At 38.4% G+C, this 18,065-nt stretch carries 16 protein-coding genes and 2 riboswitches; of the genes, 13 read left to right on the top strand and 3 right to left on the bottom strand.

Going from position 1 to position 18,065, the window contains the following annotated elements:
• Positions 1 to 6: 6 nt before the first annotated feature.
• The gene (ccoS, locus tag DEU40_RS11155; RefSeq protein WP_110009904.1) at positions 7 to 219 is read right to left on the bottom strand and encodes a cbb3-type cytochrome oxidase assembly protein CcoS; all 213 of its coding nucleotides are present in this window, start codon (positions 217 to 219) and stop codon (positions 7 to 9) included.
• A 109-nt stretch (positions 220 to 328) separates the two neighbouring features.
• Positions 329 to 2,707, bottom strand: a complete 2,379-nt coding sequence (locus DEU40_RS11150) for a heavy metal translocating P-type ATPase (RefSeq protein WP_110009903.1) — start codon at positions 2,705 to 2,707, stop codon at positions 329 to 331.
• 88 nt (positions 2,708 to 2,795) lie between these two features.
• Between DEU40_RS11150 and DEU40_RS11145 the strand changes: the two genes are divergently transcribed.
• From DEU40_RS11145 to DEU40_RS11090, 12 genes are all read left to right on the top strand, one after another.
• A complete protein-coding gene (locus DEU40_RS11145) occupies positions 2,796 to 3,509 on the top strand; it encodes a Crp/Fnr family transcriptional regulator (RefSeq protein ID WP_047424695.1) in 714 nt (237 codons plus the stop codon).
• Positions 3,510 to 3,570: 61 nt separating this feature from the next.
• A complete protein-coding gene (panB, locus tag DEU40_RS11140) occupies positions 3,571 to 4,386 on the top strand; it encodes a 3-methyl-2-oxobutanoate hydroxymethyltransferase (protein ID WP_110009902.1) in 816 nt (271 codons plus the stop codon).
• A gap of 3 nt (positions 4,387 to 4,389) precedes the next feature.
• A complete protein-coding gene (locus DEU40_RS11135; protein ID WP_047377337.1) occupies positions 4,390 to 4,704 on the top strand; it encodes a hypothetical protein in 315 nt (104 codons plus the stop codon).
• Positions 4,705 to 4,715: 11 nt separating this feature from the next.
• Positions 4,716 to 5,393, top strand: a complete 678-nt coding sequence (locus DEU40_RS11130; protein ID WP_110009901.1) for an RluA family pseudouridine synthase — start codon at positions 4,716 to 4,718, stop codon at positions 5,391 to 5,393.
• A gap of 116 nt (positions 5,394 to 5,509) precedes the next feature.
• Positions 5,510 to 5,606: riboswitch (TPP riboswitch) on the top strand.
• Positions 5,607 to 5,663: 57 nt separating this feature from the next.
• Positions 5,664 to 5,870: a sulfur carrier protein ThiS gene (gene thiS, locus DEU40_RS11125; RefSeq protein WP_047377339.1), complete on the top strand. Its 207-nt coding sequence runs from the start codon at positions 5,664 to 5,666 to the stop codon at positions 5,868 to 5,870.
• Between the two features lie 24 nt (positions 5,871 to 5,894).
• Complete coding sequence (gene thiC / locus DEU40_RS11120) at positions 5,895 to 7,706, top strand: phosphomethylpyrimidine synthase ThiC (protein ID WP_110009900.1); 1,812 nt, start codon at positions 5,895 to 5,897, stop codon at positions 7,704 to 7,706.
• Positions 7,703 to 8,290 (top strand): thiamine phosphate synthase, encoded by a 588-nt coding sequence (locus DEU40_RS11115; protein WP_110009899.1) that lies wholly within the window; start codon positions 7,703 to 7,705, stop codon positions 8,288 to 8,290. Before thiC ends, DEU40_RS11115 begins: the two co-directional genes overlap by 4 nt.
• Positions 8,266 to 9,003: a hydroxymethylpyrimidine/phosphomethylpyrimidine kinase gene (locus DEU40_RS11110; RefSeq protein WP_110009898.1), complete on the top strand. Its 738-nt coding sequence runs from the start codon at positions 8,266 to 8,268 to the stop codon at positions 9,001 to 9,003. The genes DEU40_RS11115 and DEU40_RS11110 overlap by 25 nt, the downstream gene beginning before the upstream one ends.
• Before the next feature lie 4 nt (positions 9,004 to 9,007).
• Positions 9,008 to 9,622: a thiamine phosphate synthase gene (locus tag DEU40_RS11105; RefSeq protein WP_110009897.1), complete on the top strand. Its 615-nt coding sequence runs from the start codon at positions 9,008 to 9,010 to the stop codon at positions 9,620 to 9,622.
• The gene (locus DEU40_RS11100; RefSeq protein ID WP_110009896.1) at positions 9,619 to 10,395 is read left to right on the top strand and encodes a thiazole synthase; all 777 of its coding nucleotides are present in this window, start codon (positions 9,619 to 9,621) and stop codon (positions 10,393 to 10,395) included. Before DEU40_RS11105 ends, DEU40_RS11100 begins: the two co-directional genes overlap by 4 nt.
• Before the next feature lie 8 nt (positions 10,396 to 10,403).
• Complete coding sequence (gene thiH / locus DEU40_RS11095; RefSeq protein WP_110009895.1) at positions 10,404 to 11,522, top strand: 2-iminoacetate synthase ThiH; 1,119 nt, start codon at positions 10,404 to 10,406, stop codon at positions 11,520 to 11,522.
• A 139-nt stretch (positions 11,523 to 11,661) separates the two neighbouring features.
• Complete coding sequence (locus DEU40_RS11090; protein ID WP_110009894.1) at positions 11,662 to 12,369, top strand: HesA/MoeB/ThiF family protein; 708 nt, start codon at positions 11,662 to 11,664, stop codon at positions 12,367 to 12,369.
• Between the two features lie 192 nt (positions 12,370 to 12,561).
• Here the strand turns inward: DEU40_RS11090 and DEU40_RS11085 are convergent, their stop codons facing one another.
• Positions 12,562 to 14,787, bottom strand: a complete 2,226-nt coding sequence (locus DEU40_RS11085) for a TonB-dependent receptor domain-containing protein (protein ID WP_110009893.1) — start codon at positions 14,785 to 14,787, stop codon at positions 12,562 to 12,564.
• A 117-nt stretch (positions 14,788 to 14,904) separates the two neighbouring features.
• Positions 14,905 to 15,002: riboswitch (SAM-I-IV-variant riboswitch) on the top strand.
• A 298-nt stretch (positions 15,003 to 15,300) separates the two neighbouring features.
• Here DEU40_RS11085 and DEU40_RS11080 point away from each other — a divergent pair.
• Entirely contained in the window at positions 15,301 to 18,045 is a 2,745-nt protein-coding gene (locus DEU40_RS11080) for a TonB-dependent receptor plug domain-containing protein (protein ID WP_228406500.1), read from the top strand.
• The last annotated feature ends 20 nt before the right edge of the window (positions 18,046 to 18,065 follow it).

Below are 18,065 nucleotides of genomic sequence, written 5' to 3'. Positions count from 1 at the left end.
TTTTTCTCAATTTTTATTATTTTCTCCTATTTCTTTTTCGTCTTTATTTTTGTTGCCGGTTTCATCTTTTTCTTCAACTTTTTCGTCATCAAAAAGGATTCTGACAGCCGGAGATTCATCATCTTCAAACTGTCCTTTTCGGGCATACACTATAAATACGACCAAGAAAATCGCAGCCAAAGAAACACTGCAGAGGATCATTAAATATAGAATATCCATTGGACAACAAAATTAACCTATTTTCGGGGTTCAAATTTAGTGAAAAATAATGACATTCATCACGAAATGCCGATTTCAGCTAATTTAAAATCAGTCTAAATAAGGGCTTTTACGCCTGTTTTTTGAAATATTTACGACCTAAAATCCAGGTTGAAACTGTAGTAAAGGTAACCACTGTAATCGAACTGATTGGCATAATGATTGCTGCGAAGAGCGGATGCATATGCCCTGTAACAGCGTAACTTAAACCAACAATATTGTATAAAAAACTGATTATAAATGTCATTTTCACAATCGTGATGGAACCCTTGCAAACGTTCAGATAATTGTCAAGAGTAACTACTTTATCTCCGTTCATAATGACATCGGAAGATGGGGTAAAACTGTTCGTATCATCAGCAATGGCGATTCCTACATTACTTTGTTTTAAGGCTCCTGCATCATTAAGCCCGTCTCCAAGCATTGCCACTTTTAAGTGCTGATCCTGAAGGGCTTTGATGTAGTTCAGTTTGTCTTCCGGGCTTTGATTAAAGGCCATTCCTTTGTAATTCGGAATAAGTTCTTTAAGCTGGTTTTCTTCTGAGGAGTTGTCTCCGCTCAGGATAAATATTTTGTACTGGGTAAGTTTTGTGAAAAGTTCTTTCAGTCTTGGACGATATTCGTTTTTAAAGATGAATTTACCCAGGTATTCACCATTTTTACTGATATAAACGGCTGTTTCGAGGTTTTTAGGTTCCTGGTTATTATAACGTGCTGAACCAATTTTATAAAGATTTCCTCTTACACTGGCTTCGTACCCTTTTCCTGAAATTTCAACAAACTTCTCTACAGGGAAATATTCATCGTTCACCTCTATGAATTCGTACAATGATTTTGAAAGCGGGTGGTTGGAATTTTTTAATAAAGTTTTGATATTCAAAGAGTCAAATTCGCTGATCTCAGATCCTTCGTATTTGATATTTGATTTTTTTCTGTGTGTAATCGTTCCTGTTTTGTCAAAAACAATCGTATCAAGTTTTGCGATTTTTTCAATCGTTAAAGTATCTTTTACATAAAACTTATTTCGGCCTAAAATCCTCATAATGTGACCGAAAGTGAACGGTGCGGACAGTGCAAGTGCGCAAGGGCATGCAATGATCAGAATGGCTGAAATAACCTGAAACATTTTCTCCAAATCAATAAATGCCCAATAAATTCCAGCAGCCAGAGCAATACCTAAAATAATGAATGTGAAATATTTACTGATACTGTTGGTCAATGTATCCAGTCCGGTTTCATGTTTTTTAAAGGCTTCTTTATTCCAGAGCTGAGTAAGGTAACTCTGGTCTACATCTTTAATAACTTCCAGCTCCAGAGATGACCCGATCTGCTTACCTCCGGCAAAGATTTTATCGCCCGGCTGTTTACTGATGCTTTCACTTTCTCCGGTAATAAAACTGTTGTCGATATTTCCTTCTCCGTTAATAAGAATCGCATCTACCGGAATGATTTCCTGATTTCTAACTAAAATTCTGTCTCCAACTTTTACTGCAGAAAGAAGGATGTTTTCCTGTTTTCCCTCAAAGTCTACCTTCGTTACGGCAATAGGGTAAAAAGATTTGTAGTCCCTGTCGTAAGAAAGCGCGCTGTACGTTCTTTTCTGGAAAATTTTTCCCATCAGCATGAAGAACAGAAGGCCGCAAAGCGTATCGAAATATCCCGGACCGTAATCCGTTACTACTTCATAAATACTTCTCCCGAAAAGAACAAAAATTCCCAGTACAATAGGAACATCTATGTTGACGATTTTATTTTTTAATCCGTACCATGCAGATTTGTAATAGTCTGATGCTGAATAGAATACTACGGGGCATGCTAATAAGAACATCAGTGTTCTGAAAAGCCCCTTGTAATGTTCCATCCAATAATCTTCGCCTCCTACATATTCAGGAAAGGCGAGGAACATCCCGTTTCCGAAAGCAAAACCTGCAATAGCAAATTTTACCAGCAAAGATTTGTCAAGGTGATCTACATTCTTTTCAGCAGTTTCAAGACTGATAACCGGTTTGTATCCCAGATTGGTTAAGAAGTTAGCGAGTTCGCTTAATTTCAGATCGTTATGGTTGAATGAGATCTGTAAGGTCTTCCTTGTGAAATTAACCTGTGAATATTTAATATGCTTATTGAGCGTATGCAGACTTTCCAACAGCCAGATACAAGAAGAACAGTGAATGACAGGGATTTTAAAGGTAACAAGGCTGGTGCTTCCTTCAGAAAAATCAGTCACTTTTTCGAAGATTTCCGGTGTGTCCAGGTAATCAAATTGAGTAGAATTTTCATCATTCGGACGAATTCCCGCTCCCTTATTAAGCTCATAGAAATTGCTTAAATTATTTAAATTCAGAATTTCGTAAACGGACTTACATCCATTACAACAGAAAGTCTTTTCGTCAAATAAAATTCTCTCTTTTTCTATACCTTGACCACAATGAAAACAGTTCTCGCTCACCCCATAAAATATTGAACTACAAAATTATAACAAATTTTTTTGTTTATCGCGTTAAAAAGTTCTATTTTTGTGATAAATATCATATAAAATGCCGCAGGAACAACAGATAGCAATTGAAGAGAGGTTCGCCAGAGTTTTTAATGATAAATCATTTAAAGAAAGACTTTCTAGCGCAGATTTTGAAAAATATATTAATGGCAAAAAGAAACTGAGTTTTCAGAAACATGAAACTATTTTCGAGGATGGGGAAACTCCAAAAGGAGTGTTTGTCCTGGAAAAAGGTGCTGCCAAACTTTCAAAGTCAGGAGCTTTCGGGAAAGATCAGATTTTAAGATTTATCAAAGAAGGGGATATCATCGGCTATCGTTCTTTGCTTTGCGGGGAAAACTTCCAGGCCAAAGCAGAAGCAATGACGGATATTGAATGTGTTTTCTTACCTGCAGATATTTTCATGTATCTTCTGGAAGTAGATCCACAGTTGTCCTTCGTAATGCTTCAGAAAATTTCTTATGAATTAGGAGAATCTTCCAACACCATTACTTTCCTTGCACAGAAAACAGTAAGAGAAAGACTGGCAGAAATTCTGCTGCTTCTGGAACAGAAACTGGGCGTAGATCCTGAAGGTTTCATCAAGATCTCATTAACGAGAGAAGAAATTGCTAATATTATCGGTACTGCTACAGAAAGTGCCATCCGTCTGATCTCAGAATTCAAACAGGATAGTCTGATTGAAGTGGACGGAAGAAATATCAAGATTCTAAATCACGACAAACTCATGAAACTCGGTCACGTAGTTTTATAAATCATACAAAAACTTAAGTCGGCTCAAGGCCGACTTTTTAACTTTTAAAAATAGATAAATTATGTCTGTTCACTCTGAAATTAAAAAAGTTACGACTGAAACCTTGCGTAAAATGAAATTCGACAAGGAGAAAATAACAATGCTTACAGCCTATGATTTTACCACTGCCAAGATGGTAGATGCTGGTGGAGTAGATGCTATTTTAATTGGAGACTCTGCAGCGAATGTAATGGCTGGTTTTGAAACTACATTGCCTATTACGCTGGATCAAATGATCTATCATGCTCAAAGTGTGGTAAGAGGAACCGACAGAGCTTTGGTGGTAGCGGATTTACCTTTCGGAACTTATCAGAGTAATCCTGAAAAAGCATTGGAATCTGCGGTAAGAATGATGAAAGAAGGTGGAGCGCATGCTGTGAAAATTGAAGGTGGAAAAGAAATCTCCAAGTCAATCAAAAAAATTATCAATGCCGGAATTCCGGTAATGGGACATTTGGGATTAACACCACAGTCTATCTATAAATTTGGAACGTATAAAGTAAGAGCTAAAGAAGAAGCAGAAGCTGAAAAACTGATTGCTGATGCTCAGCTTCTGGAAGAGCTTGGCTGTTTTTCTATTGTGTTGGAAAAAATTCCTGCTGATTTAGCTAAGAAAGTAACTGAAAGCATCTCTATTCCAACCATTGGAATCGGTGCAGGTGCAGATTGCGACGGACAGGTTTTGGTGTATCATGATATGGTGGGAATGAACAAAGGTTTCAGCCCGAAATTCTTAAGAAGATATCTCGACCTTTACACAGAAATTACAGGAGCCGTTTCTCAATACGTGAAAGATGTGAAAAATGTAGAGTTTCCAAACGAAAACGAAAGCTATTAATCCATGCAGAACCAACAATCTATTCAGGGAATATTATCTATTGCAGCTTTGATTTGTCTGGCTGTGGGATGGTTTAATTTATTTTCCCCGGAAATCAATCATTTGCTTTCAAGAAAAGTATTTTATGTTCTGATAGGAGCAAGCTTTTTTATTCAGGCTCCACTGCTTACCAATAAGAATTTTGTCTATGCAATGTATGCTGCAGCGGCTATCTGTGTATTCGGAGCATTTATTCCGGAAGGCTCAAAACTTTCAGCTGTTAAAACGGTAGGCCTTCTGGCAGGGATTATCCTGTCATTATCCAACAGAAGAAGATAGACTGAACAAGTATGAAGGAGCAGATTATATATGAAGACAACCATCTTCTGGTGATTAATAAAAAGGTCGGTCAGCTTGTACAGGGCGATAAGACCGGCGATGAATCACTATTAGAATCCATCAAGAACTTTATAAAAATAAGAGATGCTAAGCCGGGAAATGTTTTTCTCGGCTTGGTTCATCGTATAGACCGTCCCACATCAGGGCTGGTGATCTATGCAAAAACTTCCAAAGCACTTTCCCGTTTGACACAGATGGTGAAAAACCGTGAAGTCAAAAAAACATATTGGGCAGTTGTTGGAAAAGAAATGATTCCGCAAAGCCAGAGACTGGTGCATTATTTAAAGAAAAACGAAAAAAATAATAAAGCCATTGTTTTTTCAAAAGCTACGGAAGGAGCCAAAGAAGCTATTCTTACCTATCATGTGATCAAAACATTAGACAATTATTTGTTGTTGGAAATTGACCTTGAAACAGGAAGACATCATCAGATCAGAGCTCAGTTATCCAAAACAGGAGTTCCGATTAAAGGTGATCTGAAATATGGAGCACCACGTTCCAACCCTGACGGAGGAATCAATCTTCACGCCAGAAAGCTGGAGTTTATTCACCCTGTTACCAAAGAAAATATTGAAATAACAGCTCCCGTGCCGCAGAATGATACGATCTGGAGAGCTTGTGAGGAATAACTAAAGATTTTTAGTTAATTAAAGGAAAACATAAACGTCCGTCTCAATTTTGAGATGGACTTTTTCTTTAATATCATTTCAGATTTTGCCCATTCTAAAAAAATGTCTAACTTCGTTCCCAACTTTAGGGGTGTCTGTTACCAACAGACTGAGACTTTACCCTTTGAACCTGATCTGGATCATACCAGCGTAGGGAAAAGTAGATGACTTTTGCTGTACATTCTATTGTACAATAATGGCCATTCCTAAAGTATATTTAATTTATTAGGAATGGAACTTATAATCAACCACACCCGAAAAACATTTGATGTACTTCCTGCAAACCTGGAAGCATTACTGGCTATTGAGTTACCCGGAAAGAAAAAAGGTATTGCTGTAGCGCTCAACAACCGAATTATTCCGCTGTCAGTCTGGGCGGAAACCATCCTCAACAATAACGATTCAGTGTTAATCATTACCGCCACTCAGGGCGGTTAATTCTCATATTTAATACCAATACTTATGGCTCACTCCATTACATGTTCGCCATTTCCGAACTCAAAGAAAATCTATGTTGAAGGAAAATTACACCCTATCAATGTAGCCATGCGTGAAATACAGCTTAGCCCCACAAAATTGACCAATGGCGGCTTTGAACATAATGCTCCGGTAACCATTTATGACACTTCGGGGCCTTATACCGATGAAAATGCAGTTATTGATATTCAGAAAGGGCTTCCAAGAATCAGAGAACAATGGATTCTGGATAGAAATGATGTGAATATCTTAGACGGAATTACATCTGAATACGGCAAAGCCCGTTTAGCCGATCCTCGTCTGGATGAACTAAGGTTTTCCTATGATCATAAACCCAAAGTGGCAAAGGATGGCAAAGAACTGACCCAGCTTTATTATGCCAAACAGGGAATCATTACCCCGGAAATGGAGTATGTTGCCATCAGAGAAAATCAAAGAATAGAGCAGCTTGAATCCGTATCAAAAGAAATGGCATTTCAGCATGCCGGACACAGCTTTGGAGCCAATACTCCGAAAGGTAAGATCACCCCGGAATTTGTAAGAGACGAAATTGCTGCCGGAAGAGCTATTATTCCCAATAACATCAACCACCCCGAAAGCGAACCTATGATTATCGGGAGAAATTTCCTGGTAAAGATCAATGCGAATATCGGAAACAGTGCCGTTTCATCCAGTATTGAAGAAGAAGTAGAAAAAGCAGTCTGGGCCTGCCGATGGGGAGCTGATACCATTATGGACCTTTCCACCGGTAAAAATATTCACGAAACAAGAGAATGGATCATCAGAAACAGTCCGGTTCCGATTGGTACCGTTCCAATCTATCAGGCATTGGAAAAAGTAAAAGGTGTTCCTGAAGATCTTACATGGGAAATCTTCAGAGATACGCTGATTGAACAGGCTGAACAGGGAGTTTCCTATTTTACCATCCACGCAGGCGTTTTGCTAAGATATATTCATCTGACAGCCAACAGAGTAACCGGAATTGTATCCAGAGGAGGATCAATTATGGCAAAATGGTGTTTATTCCATCATAAAGAAAGTTTTCTGTATACCCATTTTGAGGAGATCTGTGAAATCATGAAGAAGTACGACGTGGCTTTCTCTCTGGGAGACGGTCTTCGTCCGGGATCTATTGCAGATGCCAATGATGCAGCGCAGTTTGCAGAACTGGAAACTTTAGGTGAACTGACCAAAATTGCCTGGAAACATAATGTACAGGTAATGATTGAAGGTCCCGGGCACGTACCAATGCATATGATCAAAGAAAATATGGATAAACAGCTGAAGGAATGCCATGAAGCTCCATTTTATACCTTAGGCCCTTTAACCACGGATATTGCACCGGGTTATGATCATATTACTTCAGGGATCGGGGCTGCGATGATCGGATGGTTTGGCTGTGCCATGCTTTGCTATGTAACTCCAAAAGAACATTTGGGGCTTCCGAATAAGGATGATGTCAAAGTTGGAGTAATAACTTATAAACTGGCAGCGCATGCGGCAGATTTGGCAAAAGGTCATCCGGGCGCACAATACAGAGATAATGCATTAAGTAAGGCAAGGTTTGAATTCAGATGGGAAGATCAGTTCAATCTGTCATTAGACCCGGAAACAGCAAGAGCATATCATGATGAAACCCTTCCGGCAGAAGGAGCAAAAATTGCCCATTTCTGTTCAATGTGCGGACCAAAATTCTGCTCGATGAAAATTACCCAGGAGATCCGTGAATCTGCAGAAAAAGGGATGCTGGATAAATCACAGGAATTCATCGAAAAAGGAAAAGAAATTTATATATGATCCTCGTTATCACTCCTGAATTGATTGTTCCGAACGAAACTGATCTTATTAATCAGATGTTTCAGGAAGGTCTTGACCTGCTTCACATCCGTAAACCATGGATCAGTCGTAATGAAATGATTGATTTCCTCACTCAGATTGATGAAACCTTTCATTCACAGCTGGTTTTGCATACGTATTATGATCTTGGGAAGGAATTTACGATTTCAAGGTTTCATTTCAGGGAAATTGATCGGCAGGAAGAAATGGATAAGTCTTTTGTGAAAGAAAATACCCTTTCAACTTCGGTACATGATATCACAACCTATAATACTTTGGATAAAGAATGGGAATATGCTTTCATAAGCCCGTTCTTTCCAAGTATATCGAAAAAAGGATACGGACTGGATTCTACCATAAAGGAAGAAATAAAACACCGGAATAATCCGGATGTCAAATTGATTGCCCTTGGAGGAATTGATCAGGATAATATTCCCGAAGTTTTCGAATCAAATGTAGATGGAGCAGCCCTATTGGGTGCGATCTGGGAAAGTGAAGAACCCTTAAAAGTATTCAAAAAATGCAGGAACGTCCTTATGTCATAAGCATCGCAGGCTTCGATCCCAGTGGCGGAGCAGGTTTATTATCAGATACTAAAACTTTTGAGCAATCGAAAGTGATAGGACTTGGAGTATGTACAGCATTAACATTGCAAACTGCTTCGAAATGCCTGAGTTTAGAATGGCGTCCCATAGATGAAGTAACTGAAGCTATTCTGGTGTTGATGGAAAATTATTTCGTTTCAGCCGTGAAAATTGGAATAGTGAAGGGTGCCGAATTTCTGGGTAAAATTGTGGAAAGAGTTCAAAAAGGAAATCCTGAAGTGAAAATCGTTTGGGATCCTGTTCTGAAAAGCACTTCGAACTTTAATTTTTTTGATCTTGAAACTCTTCCTCAATTAAAAAAAATTGTTCATAAACTCAGTTTGATTACACCTAATTATAACGAATACACAGTTTTAAAGGAAAATAATCTTCTGCCGGACACTCATCAATGCGCATTGCTGATCAAAGGAGGACATAGAGAAGATCATTTGGGAACAGATATTTTAGTTGAAAACGGAAAAGAGATTCTTTTAGCTCCAGCCGAAAGGAATACAACCTATTTTCCAAAGCATGGTTCCGGCTGTGTTTTATCCTCTGCCATTACAGCAGAACTTGCGAAGGGGAAAAATATGGAAACGGCCTGTCGGAATGGGAAATTATACATCGAAAAATTTTTAAAAAGCAATTCCTCTTTATTGGGAACGCATTCATAGAAACATGGAAAAATTACAATACATATCACAGGGAAATACAATACAGGAACAGGAAAAGCATATCCGTAACGCTTTGGATAATGGAATCAAATGGGTACAGGTTCGATGGAAAAATGCGCCTGAAAACGAATTAATCAGTCTTTGTGAAATTTCAAAACAACTTTGCTCTGCATATCAGTCGGTTTGTATCATCAATGACCATGTACAGATCGCTAAAGAAATAGATGCTGACGGAGTACATTTAGGATTGGATGACTGTTCTGTCGATGAAGCAAGACTGATTCTGGGAGAAAACAAAATTATTGGCGGAACAGCCAATACCCTTTCGGATGTCATTCAGAGAATCAATGAATCCTGCGACTATATCGGTTTGGGACCATTGAGATTTACCACCACGAAAGAAAAGTTAAGTCCTGTCCTTGGATTTGAAGGATATCGGGATATCATTGATGGGTTAAAAGAAAAATCAATAGAGATCCCTAAAATATTTGCCATCGGGAGTGTTAATCCTGAAGATATTTTACCGCTACAGGAAATCGGAATTTACGGTGTTGCCGTTTCTGGGCTTATTACAAAGCAGCCTGAGATTATAAATGAACTAAAAAAAGTAATGATATGAATCATCAGAAATTAGAAATAGCAGGAAGAACTTTTGAATCCAGACTGTTTTTAGGAACAGGAAAATTCGGAAGTATGAGAGATATGGTGCAATCTGTCATGGCATCTGAAACCAATATGGTAACAATGGCCTTAAAGAGAATTGATGCACAATCCAATGAAGATGATCTGCTTGACTCATTAAAAGGAACGAATGTTCATCTTCTGCCTAATACCTCCGGAGCCAGAACCGCAAAAGAAGCTGTGCTTGCAGCACAATTAGCCAGAGAAGCCCTGGAAACGAACTGGGTAAAACTGGAAATTCATCCGGATCCGAAATATTTACTGCCGGATCCCATTGAAACCTTATATGCCACTGAAGAATTAGCCAAACTTGGATTTGTGGTAATGCCTTACATTCATGCTGATCCTGTTTTGTGCAAACGTCTTGAAGACGCCGGAACAGCTGTCGTAATGCCTTTGGGTGCCCCTATTGGAACGAATAAAGGACTAAAAACACAGGATTTTCTTGAAATAATCATCAGCCAGAGCAACGTCCCTGTAGTGGTAGATGCAGGAATCGGGGCGCCGTCAGATGCCGCAAAAGCAATGGAAATGGGAGCAGATGCCGTTTTGGTGAATACTGCCATTGCTGTAGCCAGAAATCCTTTGAATATGGCTGTTGCTTTCAAAGAAGGTGTGATTGCCGGAAGAAGAGCTTTTGAATCAGGGTTGGGAGCCATTTCCAGCCATGCTGAAGCATCAAGTCCGCTGACTTCATTTTTATTTGAATAATCAGGATTATGAAAAGCTTTAAAGATGTTTTTGAAAACTATCAGTGGGATGAAGTGAAGAATAAGCTTGAAAACGTAAATCTGGCCGATGTAAGATACAGTCTTCAGAAGAAAAACAAAACGATTGATGATTTCCTCAATCTTCTGTCACCAGCCGCTTCTCAGGAACTTGAAATGATGGCAGTGATGACGAGGGCACTTACCCAGAAACGATTCGGAAAAACCATTCAGTTGTATGCACCGCTGTATCTCAGCAATGAATGCCAGAATATTTGTACCTACTGCGGATTCAGTCTTGATAACAATCTGAAAAGGAAGACCCTTTCTGATACGGAGCTGATGATTGAAGCATCAGTCCTGAAATTAATGGGAGTGAATCATGTATTACTGGTAAGCGGTGAAGCCAATAAAATAGTGGGTGTACCTTATTTTCAGAATGCTGTCCGTAAGTTAAAGCCACATTTTTCCAATATTTCCATTGAAGTTCAGCCTTTAATGGAAGATGAATACAAACTGCTTCATGATGAAGGGGTACATTCCGTATTGGTCTATCAGGAAACCTATCATCAGGATGTTTACAGGGAGTACCATCCGAAAGGTAAAAAATCAAATTTCCATTTTCGTCTGGAAACTCCCGACAGGATAGGAAGAGCAGGAATTCATAAGATCGGGTTGGGGGTCCTGCTTGGGCTTGAAGATTGGAGAGTAGACAGCTTTTTCAATGCCTTACACATCGATTATCTTCAAAAACAGTACTGGAAAAGTAAATTTTCTGTTTCCTTTCCAAGACTCAGACCTGCCGAAGGAATTATTGAACCCAATTTTATCATGGAAGATAAAGATCTTCTTCAGCTGATCTGTGCTTACAGAATCTGGAATGAAGACCTTGAGATTTCCATATCTACCAGAGAAAATGAAGTGTTCAGAAACAATATTGTCTCTCTGGGAGCAACTGCTATGAGTGCGGGTTCAAAAACAAATCCTGGTGGTTATGCAGTGGATAAAGAATCTTTAGAACAGTTTGAAACCAGCGACGAACGAAGTATGGAAGAGATTAAAACAATGATCAAAAAAGCAGGCTATGATCCTGTAATGAAAGACTGGGACTCTGTTTACAGTGGATTTTAAAATTTTAAAACCATTAATGACTTTGAAGAAGTGAAGTTGAATTAAGAAAAATCAAAGATTTTTAAGACAGCTTTTTCAAGCGAAGTTCAACTTAACTATTCTTAAAAGCTTAAAGAATCTTAATGGTTCAATGATAACTATGAAAGAAGATTATTTTTCACGGTACAGCCGGCAGATATTTATTGATGAGATTGGATTGGAAGGACAAAAGAAAATAAGGTCATCCAAAGTTCTTGTCATTGGGGCAGGAGGTTTGGGAAGTCCTGCTATTCAATATCTGGCCGCAGCAGGAGTAGGAACTTTGGGTGTTGCAGATTTTGATGAGGTTGAACTTCATAATCTGAACCGGCAGATCGTCCATACCGAAAACAGAGTGGGATTATCCAAAGTGAAAAGTGCTGAAATCTTTGTAAAAGAAATCAATCATCAGGTTACATTCATAGGAATTGAAGGAAAAATTAATAATGATAATGCTGAGGAAATCCTTGCTCAATATGATATTATTATTGATGGTTCAGACAATTTTACAACAAGATACCTGGTAAATGATACCTGCATAAAACTTAATAAAACTCTGGTTTACGGAAGTATCTTAGGATTTTCAGGCCAAGTTGCTGTGTTTAATCATAACGGAAGTAAAAACTTAAGAGATATTTTCCCGGAACCGCCTTTCGATGAGGATGTACCGGATTGTGACAGTCTTGGCGTTTTGGGAGCTCTTCCCGGAATGATAGGCAGTATGATGGCACTTCAGGTATTAAAAATCATAACAGATCTTCCGGTAAGTTTAAATCAGCTGACATTGGTAGACACGCTGAACTGGAGATTTCAGACGGTAGATTTCTGATGTAAATGTAAACACTAATGTCACTACTATTTTCAAAAATAACACGATTTTATTAGTAATACATATCAATAGGAACGGGCTTTAGCCCGTTTTACTTTTATAAAACCATCCATTGGCTTTAGCTAAAACTTACCTTCAAAAAAATAGGAGGTAATTATTTACCGCCTATTTTTATTTTATTACAAAGAAGGATTATTGTGCCTGCTGCATTACACCTCCGGTATCTTCTTTTTTGGTCTGATTTAAAATATTCGGATCTTCTTTCGCCAATTTATTTCTCGTCGGAATTTTATAGTTGATGGAAAGTCCGAAATTTCTTGTGTCGTATTTGCTGTAGATCATCACCGGATTTCCTGATGGCGGATTAGAACGTACCTGCATCACCTGTCCATTGAAAATATCGTTTGCAAAAACAGAAAGTGTCAGACGGTTGTTCATAAACTTCTTCGTCAATGTAATATCAAACGAGTTGTTGAACGGCTTCTCTGCAGTAAAGTAGAAATATCCTGCCTTTGGAGTCAGATAGCTGTAATTGGCTGTCAGTTTGATGTCTTTAGGCAAAATAATCTGCGTCATGATATTGAAGATCCAGAACCCTTTATTGTTCAGATTATCAATTTCATGCTTCTGATATCCTGCATATAAGTACATGAAGTTAATTTTATCCGGATTGAAATTAAATTTCATGATTTCACTCAAAGGCTTACTGAAAATCATAAAAGGAACCGGTAATCCCACATTGAAATTGTGAATTTTCATATTGGAAATATTCACCTGCTCATTGAAGAGTTTTCTTCCGTCTTTTCGGATGATCTGCGCTACCTGATTGCTTGCTGAGCTTACGCTATACCCGATAAACGCATAATCAAAAGCTGATATTTTCAATTCATAATTATCAAAAATAGTAGGCTGTAGATTCGGGTTACCATTTACTTCTGTACTAGGTCCCGAGAATGTTACGTTATTCGGGTTCAGGGCAGAAATACTAGGCAGACTGATTTTCCTGTTGTAATTTGCGGCAATATAAACCTGATTCATCATGTTATACTGTACACTTGCGTTAGGGAAAAATTTAAATTTATTGAAGGGAATTAAATTAGCCTCTACCAGTTTTGCATCTTTATCAAAATATCTTGTTACCCCGGAAATATCATAATTTTCAGCACGGGATCCCAACGTGAAATCAAACTTTTTCAGTTTAGCCTGAAACTCTAAATACGTTGAAGCAGTCTGTCTCTGATATTCCAGATTGGTCAGGCCAAAACTTTCTGTATCATAATCCTGCCTTTCATATAATCCTCCAAAACTTACTTTCCCACCATCAAGAAGCTTGATCGGCTGTGCGTAATCTACTTTGAAGTTGGCAATATTCATCACAGATTTATTATTCAGAATATCTTTTAATCCATTGGTAGGGCTATCAAGAGGCTCATTGGGAAAAGTTACAAACGTCCCATCCTGAAAGTAATTATCCTGAGAAAATTTGCTGTCTGATCTTGTATACCCAAACTGGAAATCCAGTTTTTGAGATTTGTCAGCAAAACGCTTCTGATAGGTTACAACTGCTTCCTGTCTTAAATTATTGGTATGGGCAACGTCAGAAGAAGTATAAAAAGCTTCTTTTAAATCTTTCGGGTTTCTCTTGAACGGTAAATCTCCATGCCCGTCACTTAAAGTGTAGTTGTCATTATTATTGTGATAAATATCGTAGTTCAATAATAACCTGTCCTGTCCCAGATCAAAAGTTAATCCGGATTTTGCAAAATATCCGCGTGCGTATCTATCGGTATGGCTTGTTAGAAGCTCATCCTGCTGGCCATTCAGCATACTTTCACGGTAATTCTGCCCCACATTCAGCTGCCATCCGAAATATTTATTTCTTGCATTTAAATTAACGGAATTCGTAGTTCTGCTTCTGTATTGGTCATAATTTGTGAAAGAATAATTTCCTGAATAAGTAGCGGTTAAATATTTATTTGCATTTTTGTTGGTAATGATATTCATGATGGCACCTCCGGAAGTTGCCGGAAACTCAGCACCTGGTTGCGTGATCACTTCAATTCTTTCTACGGAATTGGCCGGCATCCCTTCAAGGAAGGAGTTCAATTCATTGGAAGTGATGTTCAGAGGTCTTCCGTTAAGATATACTTCCAGCATTTTTCCCTGATACATCATCCCGGCAATATCGGTAGATACAAGTCCCGGAAGTTTTTTTATTCCTTCCAGAACATTTCCGTTATTCAGCTGAGGCTGCTCAGAAAAGTCAAAAATAGTACGGTCTGCTTTTTGTTCAACGGCTTTTTTAGTTTTGGTAATGACTACGCCTTCAATTTGTTTTTCCTGTGGTTTATTATTTTTTTCTTGTGAAAAAACAAAAACAGAGCTTAGTAAGGATAAAGCGAAAATTGTTTTTTTCATAATGTTTTACTGTTATCCGGTTAGACGCTGAAAAAGATAATTTGTTACGCTAAAATGTTGAAAATCGAAAATTTAGGCTAAATTTTTTTTATTTCGGAAATAATTATATCTTTGCCGGGTAATTATCAAGAATCTCTAGATGGGATAGCAACCTGCAAAAACAAGCAAGGTGCTGCAATCGATAAGCCGGATCTTCCGGAAAAAATGTTTATCATTTCTATCATTACTCCCATCTTGAATTTTTGTTTTAAAAGTTAAAATCAAATGTTTAAAGACAAGGGAAATCACATTCCATCAGTAATTTTTTATTCTTCAGATCATGAAGTGAGCCTTCATTACTCTGATATGTTCTCATGCCATTTCTACATGCGCATGTGTTGTTGTTTCTAGCCTTTTCTATTTCTAAAAAATAATACAAACATTTCGAATTCTATGGTAACCTTACAATTTAGGGCTACAGGATCTGTATTGCTTAAAAAACAAATTTCATCAACAAAAAAGTACACAACAAACATGCATAATTTCAAAAAAAAAATTTTTATTCCTTCTATCGTGCTTATTTCTTCATTTTATTACGCACAGACGGACACTTTACAATCGAAGAAAATAGAAGATGTGGTCATCCTTGGATCAAGGGGTTCCGGAAGATCTTTGACGGATACTCCTGTTCCGGTGGATATCATTAATATATCTAAAATTTTAAAACAGAGCCCGACGAATAATATCAGCCAGGCTTTAAACTATATCGTACCTTCATTTTCATCCACATCAAATACTGTAAATGACGGAACTGATTTTGTGGATCCGGCAATGTTGAGGGGATTAGGACCAGATCAGGTTTTGGTTTTACTCAACGGAAAAAGAAGGTATCAGTCTTCACTGATTAATGTTACCCTTACGCCGGGAAGAGGTTCTGTGGGAACCGACCTTAATGCTATTCCTGCTTTTGCATTGGAAAAAATAGAAGTTTTAAGGGATGGAGCTGCTGCCCAGTATGGTTCTGATGCTATTGCGGGAGTGATAAACCTGGGACTGAAAAAAAGGCTTGGATTTTCCGGACAGGTATTTTTAGGCGGATATGCTTCACCTGTTGCCAATAATTTCTCCGGAGGGGTAGACGGACAGACTGTTTCTGTAGACCTTAATTATGGCGCTAAAGTAGGGAAATCCGGATTTTTTAACATTACAGGTTCTGCGCAATACCGTGATCCTTATTCCAGAGCAGGAGTGAGGGAAGGAGATATTTTCAACGCCTATAATGCCATTAATTACCGGGCATTACAGGATGGAGTGAATATTGACGGCTTGTATAAAAACATTACCAATACTTCCAATACTCAGCAAATCATCAATACCATTAAGCAGTATGCAACTAAGGTTGGATATTTCGCACCTGATTTTCAATCTCAGATTTCCTGGGCAAACAGCATTTCTGAGCTTCAAAAAATATTGGGTAAAGATTTTACCTCTGAGGAGCTTAATTACAGAGGATTGGAGAGAAAAGATTTCAGTTTGAGAGCAGGGCAGTCTAAACTGCAGTCCGGACAGCTCTTCTTCAATTCTGAAATTCCTGTAAATGAGGATTGGAAGGTTTATTCATTTGGTGGCTACAGTTACCGTCTTGGTAATGCAGGAGGATTTTACAGGCTTCCAAATAATGAAAGGAATATCAATGCAGTTACTCCCAACGGATATCTGCCTCAGATTGAAGCCACTGTAAATGATTATTCCCTTGCAGCCGGAATTAAAGGAAAATGGGAGGGCTGGAATGTGGATTTCAGTAATACATTCGGGAAAAATGTTTTCGGTTTTGGTGTTGTCAATACTTTTAATGCATCACTTACAGATAGTTCTCCAAGAACCTTTGATGCCGGAGGATCTGAATTCTCACAAAATACCGTCAACCTTGATTTCTCTAAGAAATATGATGTTCTGAAAGGGTTGAACATTGCGTTTGGTGGTGAATACCGACACGAAAATTATAAAGTAAATGCCGGAAAGGAAAACTCTTATGCTTCTTACGATATCTATGGCAGGGTAGTAACGGCAAAAACCCCTGAAAATGAAAAAGTAACCGATTTTTTTGGAAATGTAAGACCCGCAGGAGCTCAGGTTTTCCCCGGCTTCAGTCCTGAAAATGCAGTTTCCGGAAACAGAAACAGTATTGCAGCTTATGCTGATGCAGAACTGGAAATTACGGACAGATGGTTATTGGAAGGAGCTGTACGGTATGAGAATTATTCAGATTTCGGATCTACATCCAATTATAAGGTGGCAACCAATGTAAAACTGGCTTCCAATCTCAACTGGAGAGGAGCTGTTTCTACTGGGTTCAGAGCACCTTCATTAGCACAAATCTATTACAGTTCTACTTCTACGCTGATTCAGCAGGGGAAGACAACGCAGGTAGGTACTTTCAGAAATAATTCTGAGGCTGCACAGGCATTGGGTATTCCAAAATTAAAGCAGGAAACCTCACAATCCTACAGCACAGGAATTACCTGGAAGATTCCGGCATTAAGCCTTACTTTCACAGCAGATGCTTATTTAATAAAGATTAAAGACAGAGTCGTACTGACCGATCTCTTCTATCGCCCTGATGGTAATTTTACTCCTGGCTCGGATCAGGCCGTTCTACAGGATGCTTTTGATCTTGCCAGAGCCAGCGCTGCCAACTTTTTTGCCAATGCAGTAGATTCTCAGACAAAAGGGTTGGATATCACCATTTCCCAGAACTCAAAAATCTCATCAGGAATTTCCCTGGAGAATAATCTGGGAATCAATTTTAATCAGACTAAAAGAATCGGGGATATCCACGCGTCTCCTAAACTGGTAAGTCAGATCAATAATTATTTCTCAGAACCGAACAGAATCTATTTTGAAGAAGCTGTACCCCGTGTGAAAGCTACATTGGGCAATACGGTAAGAGTTTCCGGCTTTACTTTCGTACTGCGTAATTCTTTCTTTGGTAAAGTGACCGATGCAGATGTTGTGGATGCTAACTTTGATGGTGTAACAGGAAGTACAGAGCATTTCATCCTTAACCGACGCGTGATAACAGATCTATCAGTAGGTTACAATTTTAATAAAAATATTTCAGCAACCGTAGGAAGTAATAATATCTTTAATATATTGCCTTCTAAAAGCCCTGCTATAAGCTCGTTAACGGCTGATAACCAGTTTGTCTATTCCAGACAGGTTTCCCAGTATGGTATAGGCGGAAGGTTCTTATTTGTAAGAATTGAATTCAGCTTCTAATATAAGACTGAAGTTTTGAT

The organism is Chryseobacterium sp. AG844 (assembly GCF_003182335.1).
Taxonomy (GTDB): Bacteria; Bacteroidota; Bacteroidia; order Flavobacteriales; family Weeksellaceae; genus Chryseobacterium; species Chryseobacterium cupriresistens.
The sequence above is the reverse complement of the archived record's forward strand: the minus strand, read 5'-3'. Positions and strand labels throughout refer to the sequence as shown.

What these genes read in the sequence shown, in the direction of transcription:
- ccoS (WP_110009904.1), bottom strand. Translation starts at nt 219, where the DNA reads ATGGATATTCTATATTTAATGATCCTCTGCAGTGTTTCTTTGGCTGCG.
- DEU40_RS11145 (WP_047424695.1), top strand. Translation starts at nt 2,796, where the DNA reads ATGCCGCAGGAACAACAGATAGCAATTGAAGAGAGGTTCGCCAGAGTT.
- panB (WP_110009902.1), top strand. Translation starts at nt 3,571, where the DNA reads ATGTCTGTTCACTCTGAAATTAAAAAAGTTACGACTGAAACCTTGCGT.
- DEU40_RS11135 (WP_047377337.1), top strand. Translation starts at nt 4,390, where the DNA reads ATGCAGAACCAACAATCTATTCAGGGAATATTATCTATTGCAGCTTTG.
- DEU40_RS11130 (WP_110009901.1), top strand. Translation starts at nt 4,716, where the DNA reads ATGAAGGAGCAGATTATATATGAAGACAACCATCTTCTGGTGATTAAT.
- thiS (WP_047377339.1), top strand. Translation starts at nt 5,664, where the DNA reads ATGGAACTTATAATCAACCACACCCGAAAAACATTTGATGTACTTCCT.
- thiC (WP_110009900.1), top strand. Translation starts at nt 5,895, where the DNA reads ATGGCTCACTCCATTACATGTTCGCCATTTCCGAACTCAAAGAAAATC.
- DEU40_RS11115 (WP_110009899.1), top strand. Translation starts at nt 7,703, where the DNA reads ATGATCCTCGTTATCACTCCTGAATTGATTGTTCCGAACGAAACTGAT.
- DEU40_RS11110 (WP_110009898.1), top strand. Translation starts at nt 8,266, where the DNA reads ATGCAGGAACGTCCTTATGTCATAAGCATCGCAGGCTTCGATCCCAGT.
- DEU40_RS11105 (WP_110009897.1), top strand. Translation starts at nt 9,008, where the DNA reads ATGGAAAAATTACAATACATATCACAGGGAAATACAATACAGGAACAG.
- DEU40_RS11100 (WP_110009896.1), top strand. Translation starts at nt 9,619, where the DNA reads ATGAATCATCAGAAATTAGAAATAGCAGGAAGAACTTTTGAATCCAGA.
- thiH (WP_110009895.1), top strand. Translation starts at nt 10,404, where the DNA reads ATGAAAAGCTTTAAAGATGTTTTTGAAAACTATCAGTGGGATGAAGTG.
- DEU40_RS11090 (WP_110009894.1), top strand. Translation starts at nt 11,662, where the DNA reads ATGAAAGAAGATTATTTTTCACGGTACAGCCGGCAGATATTTATTGAT.
- DEU40_RS11085 (WP_110009893.1), bottom strand. Translation starts at nt 14,787, where the DNA reads ATGAAAAAAACAATTTTCGCTTTATCCTTACTAAGCTCTGTTTTTGTT.
- DEU40_RS11080 (WP_228406500.1), top strand. Translation starts at nt 15,301, where the DNA reads ATGCATAATTTCAAAAAAAAAATTTTTATTCCTTCTATCGTGCTTATT.